The following is a 16,748-nucleotide window of genomic DNA, read 5'->3' on the forward strand; positions in this document are numbered from 1 at the left end:
CGCGGTGGCCTGTTTCAAGGGCCGGTCACCAAAGCGAAAACCAGTTTCTGCAGATTGCCACCATCGCCGAATTCGACGCGGTCGAAATCGCGGCTTGCTTGTACACGCGCCTTCGAGATCGCGTCGAGCCGCTTGACCACCTCGGCCCTGGTCTTGCTGCATTTGGGATCGTCGGCAATGGTCAGGCCGTCCGTCGCCGCTTCAATGTCGTGGACCATCTGCACCATGCTGGCGCCATGCACTTGTTCATGGGCGCTGACGCTGGCGATGAAGACGTCCCAGCTCTTCTGGACGGCCGGCGGCAACGAACCCGCAGGCTTCGGCAAGGCGTAGGTGATGATCAGTTTCGGCCGCCCCATTGTCAGCACGCAGTCCTTGCCCCTTGGCTTGTAGTCCCTGCCGCTCCAGGTCAGTTTGAAGTTGGTGTAGGCCATGGTGCGCGTCTTGGCGCCGCGGATCAGCGGCCCTTGTTCGCCGATCGAGCGATAGAGTTCGGCGCCGGACTGGCCCGAGATGGCGTAGGTCTCGACTTTCTCGACCGGCTTCCACTGCGCATGGGCGGTGAGCGGCAAGGCCAGCAAGGTGGCCAACAGAAGACACAGACGAACACAGGCTCTCAACACCGCTCTCCGCAAAATCAGGACCGGGCGACATCTGCGCGACGGGCAATGCCACAGGACAGCTTTTCCTATAGAATGCCTGCTGGTGCTGCAAATGCCCTAGAGGGGGTCAATTGGGGGAAGTCATGAGAGCTGGATATCTCGTCGTCGCCGGTGCGGTCGCGGTCCTGCAGGCCGCGCAGCCGACTTTTGCCGCGTCGTGCGGCGGCTGGGCTGCGAAGATGGAGGAAGACGAGGGCGGCAGCGTGCTGACCGCCTCGGTCTGCGGCGGCCCGAAAGGCGATGCGTATCTGATGCTGACCTGTTTCGACACGCCGGTGCTGAGCTTCGATCTCGGCGCCACAGGCCAGCAACTGGAGCCTGGCATCAGCGGTTCGTTCGAGTTCAAGGCCGACGGCAAGACAGTGACCAAGACGCTGCAGCTCGAGGCCATGTACAATTACTTCGTGGTCAATCTGGCGAAAGCCGATCCGCTGCTGGACCTGCTGCGCGGAAAAGGCGAGGTCAGCGTCAGCGCGGCCAAATACGGCCAGACCAGTTTTCCGCTGAAGGGCTCGAGCGCTGCCATCGGCAAGGTGCTGGCGCAGTGCGGCAAGGCCAAGCCGGCGGGTGATGCGGATTGAACCTCAGAGGGTTGTGCCAGCGCCCGGTGGGAGCGTATCCAAATCTTGCCGCTGCCAGCGCCTCACGATATGCCCGACACCATGATCACCTTCCGCCGTGCGCAAGCCTCCGACCTGCCTGACATCGTCGCCATGCTGGCCCATGATCCGCTTGGCGCCGGCCGCGAGGACGCCTCGGTGCCGCTGGCGCAAGGCTATGTCGATCCTTCAACGCCATCGATGCCGACCCCAACCAGCTGCTGGCGGTGGCCGTCGAGGGCGCCGAGGTGGTCGGCACCTTGCAGATCACTTTCCTTGCCGGCCTGTCGCGCAAGGGCGCCTGGCGCGGGCAGATCGAGGCGGTTCGGGTCGCCGGCCACAGGCGCTCGGGCGGCATCGGCAGGCAGATGATGGAATGGGCGATCGCGCAATGCCGGGCGCGCGGCTGCAGCCTCGTCCAACTGACCACCGACAGGTCGCGCGCGGACGCGCACCGGTTCTATGAAAGCCTCGGCTTCATCGGCAGCCATCTCGGCTACAAGAAGAGCCTTTAGCCGGACGGAAAACCGCTGCACACTTTTTGTGGAATTGCTCGCGGCGTTCGTGCATTGCGCTGGCGCATTCGGGAAATCGTTCAGGCACACTTCAATTCGCAGGCAAGAGGGGATATAGGTCAGGCAAGTTGACCTATATTGCTGCGTCTGGGGAGGCGTGTCGTGACTTTGATGAACCTGTTGGCTTCGCGCTCGTCGCGCATGAAAGCGTCCGAAATTCGCGAACTCCTGAAGCTGCTCGACCAGCCCGACATCATCTCGTTTGCCGGCGGCATTCCCGATCCGGCGCTGTTCCCGGCCGAGGCCATCCGCGACGCCTATGCCGATGTGCTGGGCGGTGCAGAGGCGGGTGCCGCTCTGCAATACCAGGTCTCGGAAGGCTATCTGCCGCTGCGGCGCTGGTTGGCCGGGCAGATGGGCAAGCTCGGCGTCGCCTGCGACGAGGCCAACATCTTCATCACCTCTGGCTCGCAGCAGGCGCTGGACTATCTCGGCAAACTGTTCCTGTCGCCGGGCGATACCGCGCTGGTGACATGGCCGACCTATCTCGGCGCCTTGCAGGCCTTCAACGCCTACGAGCCGCGCTATGAGCGGCTGACGGTGGACGGCGGCAACATGACGCCGGATGCCTATCGCGCGGCGGCTGCCGCTAATGGCGGCAAGGCCAAGTTCGCCTATCTGGTGCCGGATTTCGCCAACCCGACCGGCGAGACCTTGAACCGCCAGCAGCGCGAGGCGGTGCTCGACCTTGCCGGCGAACTCGACATCGCCGTCATCGAGGATGCCGCTTATCGCGCGCTGCGCTACGACGGCGAAGGCGTGCCGCCGATCCTGGCGCTCGACTGCATCAGGTCCGGCGGCATCGACAAGGCACGCACGCTCTATTGCGGCTCGTTCTCGAAAATCCTGTCGCCAGGCATGCGAGTCGGCTGGGTCTGCGCGCCGCGCCATGTGGTCGAGAAGCTGGTGCTGATGAAGCAGGCCTCCGACCTGCACAGCCCGTCGATCAACCAGGTGGTGATGCATCGCGTCGCCGAAGCCGTGTTCGACGGCCAGGTGGAAAAGCTCATCGGCGCCTATCGCGAGCGCCGCGATGGCCTGCTGGCAGCACTGGAAGCCAACATGCCGGAGGGCGTGACCTGGAGCCGTCCGGAAGGCGGCATGTTCGTCTGGGTGACGCTGCCCGAGGGTTCCGATGCGACAGCGCTTCTGGCGCGGTCGGTGAAGGAGGCGCGGGTCGCCTTCGTGCCCGGCAGTGCCTTTTTTGCCGACGGCACCGGGCGCAACACGCTGCGGCTGTCCTTCACGCTTGCCGACCGGCGCGCGGTGAGCGAAGGCATTCCAAGACTGGCCGCCATCCTGAAGGGATAGGCCAGGCGCCGGAGGCCGGCCTCCTACGCCGTTACGCTCACCAGGTGCTCGAGCTTCGACAGCCTGGCGCGAGCCAGCTTGCCCAGCGATTTCCGGAACCCTTCCTCGCCGTTCTCAACGACGAAGACCAATGTCTTGAAGTCCAGCATGAACTCGTCGATCGCCGTCGTAACCGCCTGCGACCTGCCCTTGAACCGACGCAGCAGGGCGTTCGCTTCTTCGATGCCGTTGATGCCGGCGCTATCGACAAGCGCTTCGAGCCTTTGAAAACAGTCCAAGCAAAATTCCTCCCAGCCGCGCCACAAAACCCAGTTGGGAGCGGAAGGTTCCAGTTGGGAGAGGTCCCGCGAAAAGAAATCGCCTCCTACCGCTTGAATTACGCGGATTCGACAGCCCGCCGGTTATATTTCTGTTCGGGTGGAACCTCTGCGGCCAATAAAGGTTCTCACCATGTCTGATCCCCCGTCAGACATCTGAAAGCTCGAGTATCCGCTTTCCAAAGGCCCGCTGGAGTCCCCCTCCCGGCGGGCTTTTTGTTTGCAAGACAATGGGCTCTTTGTTTGCAAGACAGACTGGGGGTTTGCAAGACAGACTGGGGCCGGGCTTGCGGCAGGGGTTGGCAGTTGGAAGGCGCGCCCACATTGACGGCGCGCTCTCCGAACCTAAATTCGAAAGCCTCACGAGGAGGCGTTTCATGGAAACCCAGGAATTGCATCGCGGCCGGCTCATCGACCATCTCCAACTGGTGGTCAGGGATCTCGCCGCCAGCAAACGCTTCTACGAGGCGATCTTCCGGGTGCTCGATGTTCCGATCGGAGGTGTCGGCGAGGGGTATTTCTGGGCCGACGAATTGTTCATCTCCAGTGCCGACAGCCCGGCGGCGTTGGGAAAACTCACCGGCCGCCATCATCTGGCCTTCCAGGCAAAGGACCATGCCATGGTCGAGGCCTTCTACAAGGCCGGCCTCGCCGACGGCGGGACGGACAATGGCGCGCCGGGCGAACGGCCCTATCACCCCGGCTATTACGCCGCCTTTCTGCTCGATCCAGACGGCAACAACATCGAGGCCGTCTATCACGGTCCGCACACACGCAGCGCCGCTTCGGTGAAGATCACCTTTTAAGATGCGGCGCAGGCTCTCATCAAACACAGGTCATTGCTGCAGAGCCCGTATTTCCGTGTCTATCCGTCGGGCCGCGCGGCGGTTCAGGATGACGACGAAAACAAGAAAGGCAAAGGTCGAAGCTCCCCCGACAAGCGCGAAGATCGGACGATCTGGATGTGCCGCCCATGACCCGAGATAGATCAGGACGAACCCAGGCACCATTGGCCCGAGATACCAAAGCCAGGCGGAGCGGAGCAGGTCGCGCTCCCCGAGCAGCCGACGCTGCAGATGGTCAATTCCGCTTGCCGCCAGATCGGCGTCGGCGCGCGTGCTTTTGCGGAAGATATTCAATCCCACGGCCACAAGGCCGAGAGTAAGCGTCGCAAATCCCGCTGCCATGGTCCAGTCGGCCGCGGTCCGGGCGGCAAGGAATGTCACCACGCTCATGACGAGCAGAAATGCCGCGGCCATGCCTCCCGCGATATATTCCAAAGTGTTGCGACGGGTTGTGGTTCGACTCAGAGTGGCATGTAGTGCCTTGATCCGGTCGAGTTCGATGGCTGAGGTCGTCACGGGCTGTTCCATCCATGAATGTTGGGATCTGTCTGTCATCGTATTGCCTCCAGGTCGAGCTGACCGGCCAGAAGGCGTTTGATGCGGCTGATACGGGTCGCCACGGCGCCGGCTGAAAGACCGGAAACCTCTGCAATGGTCGCGGCATTCTCCTCTTCCAAATAGAGGATCATCACCTGCCGGTCGATCGGCTGCAGGCGGTGGAGCATCGCGTGGATCTGCGCCAGCGCCAGCCTGTCGGAGACCTCCTTCTCCGGAGAGGGATGCGGGTCCGCAACGATCTCCGCCGCCTGATCGAGACCGATCATGCCCTTTTGGCGTCGGGCTCGCCCGACATGATCGACGGCTACGTTGTGTGCCACGCGGTAGACCCAGGTGCGCAGTGAGCAGCGCCCGTCGAACGACTTCAGGCTGCGCCAGACCTGCAGATGGATATCCTGCAACAGGTCCTGCCGCTCGACGGGATCGGCTTCATATCCTGCCGCCAGCCGGGCCAGCGCGCGCTCCAGCAGCTCTACGGCCAGCTTGTAGAGCTCGTCAGCATCTCGTGGCGCAGCCGGCTCGGCATCGCCTGTCTTGTCCTGGTGTACCATGGTCATGTTCAGATAGTCGTGCCTGGGCGGAATTTCTTACACACCAACGAAGAACGGCCACGCCAGGCGGCTCTTCGTGGCTTTTCACGCGCCAGGGATCCTCGTAGACGATACTGAAGCGAACCGCCCAAGGGGGCTTCATGGACGCATTGCCTGAAACCGTGCCGTTTTTCAGCCAGTGGGAAACGCCAGACATGACCATGGCCGTGCTTGCCGACGGCGCCGAGGTGGCGCTGCGGCGCGATCCGCTGTGGCGGGGGTCGGGCGCGGAAACGCTCGAAGAATACGCGGTCTGGGCCGCCAACATCTGCGGCATGGCATGCCTGAAGATGATCCTGGCGAGCCGCGGCGAGATCGTGCCGACGATCGAACTGGCCAGGCGCTGCACTGGATATGGCGGCTATGTCGTCAACGAGGGATCGATCAGGGGGCTGATCTACGCGCCCTTCGTCAGCTTCGTGAAAGAGGTTTTTGGGCTCCGTGCCGAGGTGATGACCAATGTCGCGACAGCGGACATTCCGGCGATCCTGGAGCGGCAGCGCTTCTTCATCGCTTCGGTCAGCAGTTCGATCCGTTGGCCCGAGCGCGAGCCGCCATCGAAGGGCGGCCATCTGGTGCTGGTCACAGCGACGTCGGACAAGGGTTTCCGCTTCCACAATCCGTCCGGCCATACCAGCGCCACACAGGCAAACGCAGTGTTGGCGCCAGCCGATTTCGACCGTTTCTTTGCCAATCGCGGCATTGCCGTCGCCATATGATCTTTGACAGTTGAGGGATTTCGATGACCGGTAAGACAAGAGTGGCCATCCTTTATGGCGGGCGTTCGGCCGAGCATGACGTGTCGCGCCTTTCGGCCGCCAACGTGCTGAAGGCGATCGACCGGACGCGCTACGACATCGTGCCGATCGCCATTTCCCGCAACGGCAGATGGCTGCTGCAACAATCCTCCGTGGCCGACGGGGCAGGGGCGCCGGCATCCGAGGACGGCATGGAGGTTGCGCTTTTGCCCGGCGGCAAGGGCAGGCTGGTCGCCGTGTCGCGGGATGGAACGCAGCCTGACCCGGTCGACGTCGTCTTTCCCGTGCTGCACGGGCCGTTCGGCGAGGACGGCTCGGTGCAAGGTTATGCGGAAGTCGCCGATGTTGCCTATGTCGGCTGCGGCATCCTCGCCTCGGCCGCGGCCATGGACAAGGATGCCGCCAAGCGGCTGATGCGCGAGGCGGGACTGGCTGTTGCCCGCTCGCTGACCTTGCGGCGCTGGGAGCCCGTGTCCTTCGAGGAAGTCGCGGCGAAGCTCGGCCTGCCGGTGTTCGTCAAGCCGGCACGCCAGGGCTCGTCCTTCGGGGTCAGCAAGGCGACCGACAGTGCCGGCTTCACCGCGGCCGTCGAGGCGGCTTTCCAGCATGACAGCAAGGTTTTGGTGGAGGAGTTCGTCGAAGGCCGCGAGATCGAATTCTCGGTGCTGGAGCGCGCCGACGGCACCCTGACGGTCTCATTGCCCGGCGAGATCATTCCGGCCGGCAAGCACGGCTTCTACACCTATGAGGCGAAATATCTCGATGCCGACGGTGCGGTGGTCAAGGTGCCCGCCGATGTCCCGGCCGCCGTCGCCGACAGGGCCAGGGAGATGGCGCGGCAGGCTTTCCAGGCACTCGGCTGCGAGGCCATGGCGCGCGTCGATTTCTTCCTGCGCGCCGACGGCAGCCTGCTGGTCAACGAGGTCAACACCATTCCCGGTTTCACCGACATCTCGATGTATGCCAAGGCACTGGCGGCGTCAGGCATCGGCTACAGCCAGACCATCGACGTGCTGATCGAGCACGCGCTGGCCAGGCATGCGGCGCGCTGATCCCGTTCGGGGAGCGGGGCCCATATTAGCCAGGTCTTGAAGGCCATGTGAAGCGTAGTTACATCAATGATTGAGCGTGCGTTGCACGCGTACTTAACGCTTTGGTCAAGCTTCATCTATGGAGGTTGTCATGGCTAATACACTCATGGAAGGAAAGAAGGGCCAGGACTGGCTCAATCTGGTCCTTGCCATCTGCCTGTTCATCTCACCTTGGATAATCGGCTTCGCTGCTGAAACCGCTCCCGCATGGAACGCCTGGGTTGTTGGCGTCGTGCTGGGCGTCATGGCTCTGGCGACGCTTGCCGCATTCGCCGAATGGGAGGAATGGGTTAGTATCGTTCTCGGGCTCTGGCTGATCGCTTCGCCCTGGCTGCTCGGCTTCGTGGCGAATGGGTACGCGATGGCCACCCACGTCATTCTCGGCGTGCTGGTGGTTGCCGCATCAGGTTGGGCCGTCTGGGACTTCCGTCATCCGCACGCACATGCGTGACCGGTAAAGGGTGGGGGCCTGGCGCGCGAGCGGCGGGCTCCTCCGGATTTGAATACGCCCATGCGTTTGTCGTCCGGGCCGTGCGGAGCCGGGTTGCCGGCTTGCAATCCTGCGACCGCGCCATGGATTTCGGTGAGATTGGGTCCCAAATCCTGCCCAGGGAGCCCATATCCTGCCCAGGGAGCTTTGAGCGTGACCTTCGCGCGGGTGGCCCTTCTTGCCGCGGCCTTTGTCGCCGCAGCTGTCTTTTCTCCCTTCTCTTCGGCCGGGAGCGAGAGGGTCGCGCTGAGCGTCGCCATTGACGGCGTCATCGGACCGGCAAGCACCAGACAGCTCGAGGACGCGCTTGATGCAGCCTCCACGCGGGGCGCCGAAGTCCTCATCCTTCAGCTCGATACGCCAGGCGGACTCGTCACCTCGATGCGCGAGATGATCGCCGATATCCTTGCCTCGCCCGTTCCCGTCATCGGCTATGTCGCGCCGGCCGGTGGCCATGCCGCCAGTGCTGGAACCTATATCCTCTACGCCACCCATGTCGCGGCGATGGCGCCCGGCACCAATCTGGGTGCGGCAACGCCGGTTGAGATGGGTGGGCTGCCGTCGCTTCCCGGCGGCGACAAGGACAAGGACGAGAAGGACGCCACCGGGCGGCCGGCGGGCGACGCTATGATGGCCAAGGTGACCAATGACGCGGTCGCCCTGATCCGCTCGCTCGCGGAATTGCGCGGTCGCAATGGCGACTGGGGCGAGAAAGCCGTGCGCGAAGCGGCGAGCCTGTCGGCCAATGCGGCGCTGCAGGAACATGTTATCGACTTCGTTGCCGGCGATACCACCGAGCTGCTGCGACTGGCCGATGGGCGCACCGTCGACGTGGGCGGCAAAAAGCAAGTGCTGGCGACGAAAGGGCTGCGGGTCGAGACGCTGGAGCCTGGCTGGTTCATCCGTCTGCTCTCCGTCATCACCGATCCGAATGTCGCCATCGTCCTGATGCTGATCGGCGTCTATGGCATCATCTTCGAGTTCACCAGCCCCGGCGCGGTGGCGCCCGGCGTCATCGGCACCATCTGCCTCGTGCTCGGCCTCTATGCGCTCAATTTCTTGCCGATCAACTATGCCGGCCTTGCCCTGATGCTGCTCGGCATCGCCTTCCTCGTCATCGAGGCCTTCAATCCCACCGTCGTGCTTGGGCTCAGCGGTGTGGCCGCCTTTCTGCTCGGCTCCGCCATGCTGCTCAAGACCCAAGGTCCGGGCTTCGAGGTGTCGTGGGCCGTGACCGGCGCCGCCGCCACCGTCACGCTTGGCCTGGCATTGCTCACCGGCACCTATCTCTGGGCGGCGCGCAGGAGCCTGCCGCGCGTCGGCGGCGAGGCGATGCGCGGCTTGCCGGCCGAGATCCTCGACTGGCAGGGCGGCGAGGGCCATGTGCTGGCCCAGGGAGAGCGCTGGCGGGCGAAGGCCGACGAACCCGTCGCACCGGGCGACAGCGTCGAGGTGACCGACATCAGGGACCTCGTGCTGACGGTGCGGCGGCGCGATGCGGGAAGGAATGGAGCAAGACAATGATGATTGGTTATGTGGCCTATCTGATCGTTGCGCTGGTCGTGATCATGTTCCTGTCCGCGGCCATTCGCATCCTCAGGGAATATCAGCGCGGTGTGGTCTTCACGCTCGGCCGCTTCACCGGGGTCAAGGGTCCCGGTCTCATCATCCTCGTCCCCTTCGTCCAGCAGATGGTGAAGGTCGATCTGCGGGTGGTGGTGCAGGACGTGCCGCCGCAGGACGTGATTTCACGAGACAACGTCTCGGTGAAGGTCAACGCGGTGCTCTATTTCCGCATCGTCGACGCCGAGCGGGCGATCATCCAGGTCGAGGACTTCATGGCCGCCACCAACCAGCTGGCGCAGACCACATTGCGCTCGGTGCTCGGCAAGCACGAACTCGACGAGATGCTGGCCGAGCGCGACAAGTTGAACAGCGACATCCAGGAGATCCTCGACCAGCGGACCGATGCCTGGGGTATCAAGGTCTCCAATGTCGAGATCAAGCATGTCGACCTGAACGAGAGCATGATCCGCGCCATCGCCAAGCAGGCCGAAGCCGAGCGGCTGCGGCGCGCCAAGGTGATCAATGCCGATGGCGAGCAGCAGGCGGCGGCAAAGCTGGTCGAGGCCGGCAAGATGCTGGCGGCGGAGCCGCAGGCCATGCAGTTGCGCTATTTCGAGGCGCTGCACGACATTGCCGGCGAGCGTTCGTCGACGGTGGTGTTTCCGCTGCCGATGGACCTGCTGACGATCTTCAACAAAAAGCCGGACGGGGCCAAGTGAACTGGCCTCGTGCGCCGAGCAGCCACGCCGCCCAAAATGAATCGTCGTAGCGTGCATTTCCGGCTCTTGTCGACCTCACGGAGCGCCATAATTCCATTCAAGGCTGAGCGAATTCAGCTGCTGAATAGGAGGCGTCCGTGAAGCATCAAACCGTTGACCAACTGCATGCCGTTGCCGACGTCCACGCCGAGGCAACCTATCTTGTCGCGACTCGAGGAGAACGCCTCGAACGTTGGGCGCAGCTTCTGGAGCAAAATCCCAACAGGTGCCTAGGGGCGCTGGCGGGGACCGAATACCAATCTGTGGAGATGCGCGAAAGGATGCGTTCCGCGGGATCACCGATCACAGTTGCTTTCGAAGATCCGATCTTTCGCGCGCTGGGCTTGAAGGAGGATACCTACGGGGAGGCCAAGCGCTTCTTCGAGCTGAGCGATTGGCAGCTCCACGAAATCGTCTGCCATTGCCATGTCGGCGCCACGATGCCGGCACGATGGGCCGCATCCCGTGTCCGCGCGGCAATGTCGGGAAGATCCGGTTTCTTCGCGTGGCTGCGAGGAACGTTTCTGCACTGAAGGCCGATGCTCCGGCTGGTAAACATCGCGCACGGTGTCGGCTGAACGACTGCTTGAAGAACGATGAGGCGGCAGTGGATCTGTCCGCCTCCTGTCGATTGTTCTGGACGGTGCCGCTTATCGGCTACCAGCGGTGATCTCGCCGAACACGATGTCGAGCGAGCCGATCTCATCGCGTCGAACATGGGAACGCTCGCTGATGGACTGAGAAAGTTGCACGCCGGCTCAATATGCCGGATCATGGCGGCGTGGCAGGGGGAGACATCGCGTGGCCAATCGTCGAAACGGCATGGCGTCTCCGGCTGATGGGTCGGAGGACATGCTTTCGGCCGTCGCGCCCCGCCCGCGAACCGCATTGCCCAACGTGGCAACCACCGTCACCACAGTGGCGGCGCTGTATTTCGGGCGCGAGGTTTTCCTGCCGATCGCGATTGCGCTGCTGCTGACCTTCGCGCTCGCGCCGCTTGTCTCGGTGCTCAAAAAGGTCGGCATTCCCCGGATTGCCGCCGTCATCGCCAGCGTGCTCGGCGCTTTCGCGGCGCTTGGCCTGTTCTCCTTCATTGTCGCCACGCAGGTCAGCGAACTGGCGCAGAACATCCCGGTCTACCAGACCAACATCCTGACCAAGATCCGTTCGCTCAAGGAAACCGGGGTCGGGGGAGGGATCATTGCCCGATTGAGCCAGGTGGTCGAGCGCGTCGGCCAGGAGATCGACAGGCAGGACGCCTCGCTGCCGGCCGCCACCCCGGAAAAGCCGCCGCGCGAGCCGGTGCCCGTCGAGATCGTCGCGCGCGAAAGGCCGCTCCAGGTCCTGCAGAACATAGTCGGGCCGCTGATCAGCCCGCTCGCGTCGGCCGGGCTGATCATCGTCGTCGTCATCTTCATGTTGCTCGAGCGGGAGGATCTGCGCGACCGCTTCATCCGGCTTGTCGGCTACGGCGACCTCCACCGCACCACCGAGGCGCTTCAAGATGCCGGCAAGCGGGTGGGCCGCTATCTGCTGATGCAGTTGGTCGTCAACATCGTCTACGCCATACCGATCGCGATCGGGCTCTGGGTCCTCGGCATCCCGAATGCGTTGCTGTGGGGGCTGCTCGCGCTGGCGCTGCGTTTCGTTCCCTATATCGGCCCGATCATAGGCATGCTTTTGCCGCTGTTCCTGGCGCTGGCCGTGGCGCCGGGCTGGTCGCTCGTCCTGTGGACGGCCGCCCTGTTCGTGGTGATGGAGCTGATCACCGGCAACGTCATCGAACCTTGGCTTTACGGTTCGCGAACCGGACTGTCGCCGCTGGCGATCATCGTCGCGGCGATTTTCTGGACGTGGCTCTGGGGGCCGCTCGGGCTGATCCTGTCGACGCCGCTCACCGTCTGCCTGGTGGTGCTGGGCAGGCACGTGCCGCAGTTTGAATTCCTCGACGTGCTGTTCGGCAACGAGCCCGTGCTCGAACCCCATGCGCGCCTCTACCAGCGGCTGCTGGCCGGGGATCCCGAAGAAGCTACCGACCACGCCGAGGAGATGCTGGAGGAGAAATATCTCGTCGAATTCTACGACAAGGTCGCCATACCGGCACTGCTACTGGGCGAGCGCGACCGGGTGCGCGGCGTCATGGGCGACCTGCAAAGACGGCAGCTGGCGGCCAGTGCCCTGACGCTGGTGGCCAACCTCGACGACAGCGCGCAGGAGGAAGCGAGCGAGGAGGAGGAGCCGCACGTGGTCGCAGAGGGGGACGACGATGGCGATTCCAGCGGCGAGGACGAGACCGAATTGCCCGACGGCACCGGCATGTCAGTGCTTTGCGCCGGCGGGCGTGGCGAGCTCGACGATGCCGCCGCCGCGATGCTGGCGCAGGTGCTGGAAGTCCAGGGCGCGACAGTGTCGAAGGCCGGCTTTGCCGATATGGAACCCGCCAACATCCGCCGCCTCGACCTCGAAACCGTCGACACCGTCGTGGTCGGCTTCCTGAACCGGGATTCCGTCAAGCACGCCCGCTTTCTGGTGCGCCGGCTGAAGCGCGCGAAGGCCGCACTTCGGGTCGGAATCGTGTTCTGGTCGGAGACCGCTGCTGAGGATAAGGAAACGGCGGCCAAGCTGGCCCAGGACATGAACGCCGATTTCGTGGCGCATGGCATGGTCGACGCCGTGTTGGGCGCGCTGTCAAACGAGCCGCCGGTTGCGCTCAAGCTCATCGCCAAACGCCGCATGCGGCGACAGCGGGCGACCCCCAAGAAGGTTGCGGCAGCGGCGGCGAGTTAGGTCGAAACTCGCAATGATCGTGTTCGGCCCGAAACACATCCTCAGAGGTGGAAGGCGCGCATGGCCGCTTTGCGCCTCGACGCCGCCATTTGGCATCGTCAGGTGCGGATGCGACGAAAAAGCGTTTCTACGATCACGTTGAACCGCTCCGGGTCATCGAACGCCCGGGCGGCAAGCATGGCTCCGTATACGGTCGCCATGAAAGCTTGCGCCTCGACCTCGGGGGATGCCTCGAGATGCACTGCCCCCTGCTTTACACCAAGTTCCAAAAGCCGTTCCAGCCATTTGCCGAGGTCGACGAAATGACCGCGGACGGAAACTGCCACCTCTTCGGGCAGACCCGGGAATTCGGCCGCCAGCACGGCAGCCAGGCAGAAGGGAGCGGACTGATCCTTGATACAGCGCTCCCAATACCCTGTATAAAACCGCAGCTGATCCAGTGCCGGCGAACCTTCCTCCAGTGCCGCACTCTGGGCTCGGATACCGGCGCGCGCTTGTTCGACAACTGCTACGACCAAATCGACTTTGGAGGGGAAGTGATGGTGAATGCTGGCCTTACGGATGCCAAAGCGCTCCGACAGGTCGGCATAGCTGAAGCCGTTGTAGCCGACACGCATGATCAACTGGGCGGCTCCGCCAACCAGTTTGCTCGCGGTGTCACTCAATGCAGTGTTCATTGTCACCCTTCCGGTAAGTTGAGGTAGGAAATTTTGCCGGTCCTCGCAAGGTTTGTCCGAGCCAGCGGAACAGGAGCGCGGCTTGACCGCCATTCTCTTTTGAAGGGAGATGCGCCGTCCTCCAGGAAGGGCAGCGCACCACTCGTTAGCAGATCAACAGTTCTTCAAGACGCATCTAGCTGGCGATCCGCGGTGACTTCCGAAGGATATCGGTGACCGTCAGCCACGCTGCCGACACCAGGAAGTAGAAAGCACCGAACGCAGCGTAGGGCGCGACATTCGTGATGCCGATATCTTCAACGCCGCCGGCCATCTTCACAAAAAAGATGCCGGCCAGTGCCGATTGAGCGCCGCTCAAGATCATCGCCCACTGCGCGCCGGTGGTCTTCCAGCGCCGCAGTGCGGTAATCAGTTGAAACAGGCCAGATAGAGCAGCCCAGACACCGTAGACCGCGAGCACTGCGTTCATGCTGTTGGTTAGCGCGACAGCGACCGCCAAGGTGGCAAGCACGCTGACGACAAAATTCAGCAGCTGCGACTTATTGCGGTTCAATCCGCCGGTGCGCTGGGCATCGACGACATTCGCAAGGGCGTCCCAGGCAGGATACGCCACCAGCATGATCGCGGCCAACGGCGGCATGGTCTTAGCGAGGGTAAAGGCCAGTGCGACCCATGCCGCGGAAACGCCGAACCGGACAAAATAATAGCTTTTGAGCCATGTGTTGGAAGCTTGGGTGAGGGTGGCGGTGTTTTGAACAGGCATACCGATTTTCCAATGTTGGTTGATAGCAATCTACCTACTAGAAGGTAGACAAGCTTTGGTCAACCGATTTCACCGCTCATCGAGTAAGTTTGGTTGCGTGCGAGGGCGGGCCGTTGCCAGAGGCCGCGGGAGGCCCTGGGCGAAACTGTGCTGCACCGCAGCGCCAGAAGAGCGTGGCTGCCGGATCTCGATCGGACGTCATGAAACCTTTTGATTTTTAAGCCGTTATCGGCCTTATGTCCGGGGCCAAACTCAAGCCGAAATCGGTCGACGGCGCCAAGCCACGCGGGGCTGGAAAATCGCGCCCAAAAAAGGCATCGGCCGCCCAAGCCGCGCCCGAGGCCGACAGCCAGCCCGCGCCCGAGGTCGACGGACAGGCCGCGCCGCCACCCGATGCCGTCGAACCCGATCCAGAACTGACGCCCGAGGAGGCGGAGCAGGCGCGCAAGCGATATTTGCTGCGGCGTTTCTGGATCAGCGCCCGCGGTTACTGGAGCCGGCGCGGCGACCGGCTGGGCTGGCCATTGACGATCGGGGTGCTGCTGCTGATCTGCATCAATATCGGCTTCCAGTATGGCATCAATGTCTGGAACCGCTCGATGTTCGATGCCCTCGAGCAGCGCAACGCCGGCAGCGTCTATTTCCTCAGCGCCGTCTTCGTGCCGCTGGTGATCTGCAGCGGCAGCCTTGTCGTCGCGCAGGTCTACCTGCGCATGACGATCCAGCGCCGCTGGCGTTCCTGGCTGACCACCGCGGTCATCGCGCGCTGGCTGGCAAGCGGCCGCTACTACCAGCTGAACCTCGTCGGTGGCGACCACCAGAATCCCGAGGCCCGCATGACCGAGGATTTGCGCATCGCCACAGAGTCGCCGGTCGATTTCATCTCCGGTGTTCTCAACGCGTTTCTGTCGGCCTCGACCTTCATCGTCGTGCTGTGGACCATCGGCGGCGCGCTCACCCTGCCGATCGGCGGCGAGAGCATCACCATTCCCGGCTTCCTGGTCATCACCGCGGTAATCTATGCCGCCATCACCTCGACCTCGATGGTGGTCATCGGTCGCAATTTCGTCCAGCTCTCCGAGCGGAAGAACCAGGCGGAGGCCGAACTGCGCTACACGCTGACGCGCGTGCGCGAAAACGGCGAGAGCATCGCCCTGCTGGGCGGCGAGGAGGAGGAGCGCAGCGGCATCGACAGGAATTTCGGCCATGTGCTGAGGCAATGGGCGCTGCTGACCGGCCAGCATATGCGCACGGCGGCGGTGTCGCAGGGATCGAGCCTGTTTGCGCCGGTCGTGCCGATCCTGCTGTGTGCGCCAAAATTCCTCGAAGGCTCAATGACGCTTGGCGAGGTGATGCAGGCAGCGTCTGCCTTTGGCATCGTGCAAGGCGCTTTCGGATGGCTGGTCGACAATTACCCGCGTCTTGCCGACTGGAACGCCTCCGCGCGGCGCATAGCCTCGCTGATGATGTCGCTCGACGGGCTCGAGCGTGCCGAGCAGAGCGACGCGCTTGGGCGCATCCAGCACGGTGAAACCGATGACGGTGCGATGCTCGTCCTCGACAATCTCGCGGTGACGCTGGACGACGGCACCTCCGTGGTCAAGGAGACCGAGGTTGCGATCGAACCGGGTGAGCGGGTGCTCGTGGCGGGCGAATCCGGCTCAGGCAAGTCGACGCTGGTGCGGGCCATTGCGGGCCTGTGGCCGTGGGGCGGCGGCGGCGTCAATTTCCACGCCGGCAGGCGTCTGTTCATGCTGCCGCAACGTCCCTACATCCCCTCGGGGACCCTGCGCCGCGCGGTCGCCTATCCTGCGGCGGCGGATAAGTGGACGATCAAACAGATCAAGGCCGCCCTCGACAAGGTGGGCCTTGCGTATCTTGCCGACAGGATCAAGGAAGAAGCGCCATGGGACCAGACGCTGTCGGGCGGCGAAAAGCAACGCCTCGCCTTCGCGCGCCTGCTGCTGCACCGCCCCGACATCGTCGTGCTGGATGAAGCGACCTCGGCGCTCGACGAGAAGAGCCAGGACAAGATGATGGAGACTATGATCCGCGAATTGCCTGACGTCACCATCATAAGCGTGGCGCATCGCGCCGAGCTGGAGGCCTTCCACAGTCGCAAGGTCACATTGGAGCGTCGCGCGGGCGGGGCAAAGCTCGTCAGCGATGTCGACCTGGGACAGCGCAAGGGCAGGCGCAACCTGCTCCGGCGCGCGCTGTGGGGCTCCGGCACGCGCAACAAAAGGCAAGCGTGAGCTTCAACAGAGCGGACCTCGGACGTAGTCACGCCGGCCGATAAATCTACGCCACCGAGCCGCCCCAAGCGGGGAAGCAGGGCGCGCCGCCGAAACCTTCGGCGGAGCGCGTCACCCGAAATCATAGCCACCGCGGCCTTGGCCGC

At 63.5% G+C, this 16,748-nt stretch carries 17 protein-coding genes and 1 pseudogene; 12 read left to right on the top strand and 6 right to left on the bottom strand.

Going from position 1 to position 16,748, the window contains the following annotated elements; translation table 11 throughout:
- Positions 1-14: 14 nt before the first annotated feature.
- Positions 15-620, bottom strand: a complete 606-nt coding sequence (locus C8D77_RS07970) for a DUF922 domain-containing Zn-dependent protease (RefSeq protein WP_109660852.1) — start codon at positions 618-620, stop codon at positions 15-17.
- Positions 621-745: 125 nt separating this feature from the next.
- On the opposite strand from C8D77_RS07970, the gene C8D77_RS07975 reads away from it, so the two are divergent.
- The 3 genes and pseudogenes from C8D77_RS07975 (at position 746) to C8D77_RS07985 (ending at position 3,147) form a co-directional block, all read left to right on the top strand.
- Positions 746-1,243: a hypothetical protein gene (locus C8D77_RS07975; RefSeq protein WP_245462878.1), complete on the top strand. Its 498-nt coding sequence runs from the start codon at positions 746-748 to the stop codon at positions 1,241-1,243.
- An 81-nt stretch (positions 1,244-1,324) separates the two neighbouring features.
- A pseudogene (locus C8D77_RS07980) lies at positions 1,325-1,776 on the top strand (N-acetyltransferase family protein).
- A 171-nt stretch (positions 1,777-1,947) separates the two neighbouring features.
- A complete protein-coding gene (locus C8D77_RS07985) occupies positions 1,948-3,147 on the top strand; it encodes an aminotransferase-like domain-containing protein (protein ID WP_215732047.1) in 1,200 nt (399 codons plus the stop codon).
- Between the two features lie 23 nt (positions 3,148-3,170).
- On the opposite strand, the gene C8D77_RS07990 is transcribed toward C8D77_RS07985, so the two are convergent.
- Positions 3,171-3,425 carry a hypothetical protein gene (locus C8D77_RS07990; protein ID WP_109660857.1) on the bottom strand — a complete coding sequence of 85 codons (255 nt, stop codon included), beginning with the start codon at positions 3,423-3,425 and terminating at the stop codon, positions 3,171-3,173.
- A gap of 416 nt (positions 3,426-3,841) precedes the next feature.
- Here C8D77_RS07990 and C8D77_RS07995 point away from each other — a divergent pair, with 416 nt between their 5' ends.
- Positions 3,842-4,270 (top strand): VOC family protein, encoded by a 429-nt coding sequence (locus tag C8D77_RS07995; protein ID WP_109660859.1) that lies wholly within the window; start codon positions 3,842-3,844, stop codon positions 4,268-4,270.
- 30 nt (positions 4,271-4,300) lie between these two features.
- Here C8D77_RS07995 and C8D77_RS08000 read toward each other — a convergent pair whose 3' ends face one another.
- Both C8D77_RS08000 and C8D77_RS08005 read right to left on the bottom strand, forming a co-directional pair.
- Positions 4,301-4,864, bottom strand: coding sequence for a hypothetical protein (locus tag C8D77_RS08000; protein WP_245951670.1), 564 nt, complete (start codon positions 4,862-4,864; stop codon positions 4,301-4,303).
- Complete coding sequence (locus C8D77_RS08005) at positions 4,861-5,424, bottom strand: RNA polymerase sigma factor (RefSeq protein ID WP_109660863.1); 564 nt, start codon at positions 5,422-5,424, stop codon at positions 4,861-4,863. Before C8D77_RS08005 ends, C8D77_RS08000 begins: the two co-directional genes overlap by 4 nt.
- Before the next feature lie 134 nt (positions 5,425-5,558).
- Between C8D77_RS08005 and C8D77_RS08010 the strand changes: the two genes are divergently transcribed.
- From C8D77_RS08010 to C8D77_RS08040, 7 genes are all read left to right on the top strand, one after another.
- Positions 5,559-6,176 (top strand): C39 family peptidase, encoded by a 618-nt coding sequence (locus C8D77_RS08010; protein WP_109660866.1) that lies wholly within the window; start codon positions 5,559-5,561, stop codon positions 6,174-6,176.
- Between the two features lie 23 nt (positions 6,177-6,199).
- Entirely contained in the window at positions 6,200-7,267 is a 1,068-nt protein-coding gene (locus C8D77_RS08015) for a D-alanine--D-alanine ligase family protein (RefSeq protein WP_109660868.1), read from the top strand.
- 130 nt (positions 7,268-7,397) lie between these two features.
- A complete protein-coding gene (locus tag C8D77_RS08020) occupies positions 7,398-7,757 on the top strand; it encodes an SPW repeat protein (RefSeq protein ID WP_109661433.1) in 360 nt (119 codons plus the stop codon).
- Positions 7,758-7,949: 192 nt separating this feature from the next.
- Positions 7,950-9,320, top strand: coding sequence for an NfeD family protein (locus C8D77_RS08025; protein ID WP_109661435.1), 1,371 nt, complete (start codon positions 7,950-7,952; stop codon positions 9,318-9,320).
- Positions 9,317-10,081, top strand: a complete 765-nt coding sequence (locus C8D77_RS08030) for a slipin family protein (RefSeq protein WP_109660870.1) — start codon at positions 9,317-9,319, stop codon at positions 10,079-10,081. The genes C8D77_RS08025 and C8D77_RS08030 overlap by 4 nt, the downstream gene beginning before the upstream one ends.
- 137 nt (positions 10,082-10,218) lie before the next feature.
- Complete coding sequence (locus tag C8D77_RS08035) at positions 10,219-10,653, top strand: hypothetical protein (protein WP_109660872.1); 435 nt, start codon at positions 10,219-10,221, stop codon at positions 10,651-10,653.
- 289 nt (positions 10,654-10,942) lie between these two features.
- A complete protein-coding gene (locus C8D77_RS08040) occupies positions 10,943-12,907 on the top strand; it encodes an AI-2E family transporter (RefSeq protein WP_425453711.1) in 1,965 nt (654 codons plus the stop codon).
- Positions 12,908-13,005: 98 nt separating this feature from the next.
- Here the strand turns inward: C8D77_RS08040 and C8D77_RS08045 are convergent, their stop codons facing one another.
- Positions 13,006-13,584 (bottom strand): TetR/AcrR family transcriptional regulator, encoded by a 579-nt coding sequence (locus C8D77_RS08045; RefSeq protein ID WP_109660876.1) that lies wholly within the window; start codon positions 13,582-13,584, stop codon positions 13,006-13,008.
- Positions 13,585-13,759: 175 nt separating this feature from the next.
- Complete coding sequence (locus C8D77_RS08050; protein WP_109660878.1) at positions 13,760-14,347, bottom strand: DUF308 domain-containing protein; 588 nt, start codon at positions 14,345-14,347, stop codon at positions 13,760-13,762.
- A 236-nt stretch (positions 14,348-14,583) separates the two neighbouring features.
- Between C8D77_RS08050 and C8D77_RS08055 the strand changes: the two genes are divergently transcribed.
- On the top strand, positions 14,584-16,602 hold the full coding sequence (locus C8D77_RS08055) for an ABC transporter ATP-binding protein/permease (protein ID WP_109660880.1): 2,019 nt from the start codon (positions 14,584-14,586) through the stop codon (positions 16,600-16,602).
- Positions 16,603-16,748: the final 146 nt, after the last annotated feature.

Origin of the sequence: Mesorhizobium loti, from assembly GCF_003148495.1 — a bacterium.
GTDB classification, from domain to species: Bacteria; Pseudomonadota; Alphaproteobacteria; order Rhizobiales; family Rhizobiaceae; genus Mesorhizobium; species Mesorhizobium loti.